Here is a 2,039-nt window from a genome sequence, read left to right as displayed (position 1 = left end):
CCGACCAAGTAAGAAAATTTAAGCAAGATCATTTTGAGTTGAGATTCTTTACGGTTGTTCACAAAGGGCCGAACGGTTTTTAAAAGACAACGATGAAGAGTTTGATCCTGGCTCAGGATGAACGCTAGCGGCAGGCCTAACACATGCAAGTCGAGGGGTAGGAGGGAGCTTGCTCCCTTTGAGACCGGCGCACGGGTGCGTAACGCGTATGCGACCTACCTTTTACTGGGGGATAGCCCGGAGAAATCCGGATTAATACCCCATGGCACCGGGGACCGGCATCGGTCCCCGGTTAAAGTTCCGGCGGTAAAAGATGGGCATGCGTCCTATTAGCTTGATGGAGCGGTAACGGCGCCCCATGGCAACGATAGGTAGGGGTCCTGAGAGGGAGACCCCCCACACTGGTACTGAGACACGGACCAGACTCCTACGGGAGGCAGCAGTGAGGAATATTGGACAATGGTCGGAAGACTGATCCAGCCATGCCGCGTGCAGGAAGACTGCCCTATGGGTTGTAAACTGCTTTTGTACGGGAAGAATAAGGCCCACGTGTGGGCCGGTGACGGTACCGTACGAATAAGCACCGGCTAACTCCGTGCCAGCAGCCGCGGTAATACGGAGGGTGCAAGCGTTATCCGGAATCATTGGGTTTAAAGGGTCCGTAGGCGGGCCGGTAAGTCAGGGGTGAAATTCCATAGCTCAACTATGGGACTGCCCTTGATACTGCCGGCCTTGAATTTGCAGGAAGTGGCTGGAATGAGTGGTGTAGCGGTGAAATGCATAGATATTACTCAGAACACCTATTGCGAAGGCAGGTCACTACTGCACGATTGACGCTGATGGACGAAAGCGTGGGGAGCGAACAGGATTAGATACCCTGGTAGTCCACGCCGTAAACGATGGATACTAGCTGTTGGGCCCTCGGGCTCAGTGGCCAAGCGAAAGTGATAAGTATCCCACCTGGGGAGTACGTTCGCAAGAATGAAACTCAAAGGAATTGACGGGGGCCCGCACAAGCGGTGGAGCATGTGGTTTAATTCGATGATACGCGAGGAACCTTACCAGGGCTTAAATGTAGTCCGACGGGAGTGGAAACACTTTTTTCTTCGGACGGGCTACAAGGTGCTGCATGGTTGTCGTCAGCTCGTGCCGTGAGGTGTCAGGTTAAGTCCTATAACGAGCGCAACCCCTGCCGTTAGTTGCCAGCGAGTGAAGTCGGGAACTCTAGCGGGACTGCCGGTGCAAACCGAGAGGAAGGTGGGGATGACGTCAAATCATCACGGCCCTTACGTCCTGGGCCACACACGTGCTACAATGGCCGGTACAGAGAGCGGCCACGCCGCAAGGCGGAGCGAATCTACAAAACCGGTCACAGTTCGGATCGGGGTCTGCAACTCGACCCCGTGAAGCTGGAATCGCTAGTAATCGGATATCAGCCATGATCCGGTGAATACGTTCCCGGGCCTTGTACACACCGCCCGTCAAGCCATGGAAGCTGGGGGTACCTGAAGTCGGTGACCGCAAGGAGCTGCCTAGGGTAAGACCGGTAACTGGGGCTAAGTCGTAACAAGGTAGCCGTACCGGAAGGTGCGGCTGGAACACCTCCTTTCTAGAGAAAAGGCCTTTGACCGATCGTGGGTCTTGACAAGGGGTGGTTTTGCTTAAAGCTGTCAATAAAAAAAAGAAACAGTCTCGTAGCTCAGCTGGTTAGAGCGCTACACTGATAATGTAGAGGTCGGCAGTTCGAGTCTGCCCGAGACTACTAAGGTCGAGGGGGCGGTCGGGGCATGATCGATTGCCGGGCGAGCATATAAGTTCTTAAAAAGTTATATACCGGAGTGATATCTTGTAAAAAGATGTTAAAAGGGTCTGTAATGGAAATATTGAAAGGAAATTTTAGAGGTTGAGTAGCCGTTATTAAGTACTGTTAACCGGTAACCGTTAACTGATCACTAAAAAACGGGGGATTAGCTCAGCTGGCTAGAGCGCCTGCCTTGCACGCAGGAGGTCATCGGTTCGACTCCGATATTCTCCACTGA

At 53.1% G+C, this 2,039-nt stretch carries 2 tRNA genes and 1 rRNA gene; all 3 read left to right on the top strand.

Annotated elements, in window-relative coordinates:
* Positions 1-89 precede the first annotated feature (89 nt).
* The 3 genes from UXI14_RS17945 (at position 90) to UXI14_RS17935 (ending at position 2,035) form a co-directional block, all read left to right on the top strand.
* Positions 90-1,609 (top strand): 16S ribosomal RNA (locus UXI14_RS17945).
* A gap of 79 nt (positions 1,610-1,688) precedes the next feature.
* Positions 1,689-1,762: transfer RNA gene (locus UXI14_RS17940), tRNA-Ile, on the top strand.
* A gap of 199 nt (positions 1,763-1,961) precedes the next feature.
* Positions 1,962-2,035, top strand: a tRNA-Ala gene (locus tag UXI14_RS17935).
* Positions 2,036-2,039: the final 4 nt, after the last annotated feature.

The organism is Galbibacter sp. PAP.153, from assembly GCF_037029175.1.
GTDB classification, from domain to species: Bacteria; Bacteroidota; Bacteroidia; order Flavobacteriales; family Flavobacteriaceae; genus Galbibacter; species Galbibacter pacificus.
This window is presented reverse-complemented; position numbering and strand designations above follow the sequence as displayed.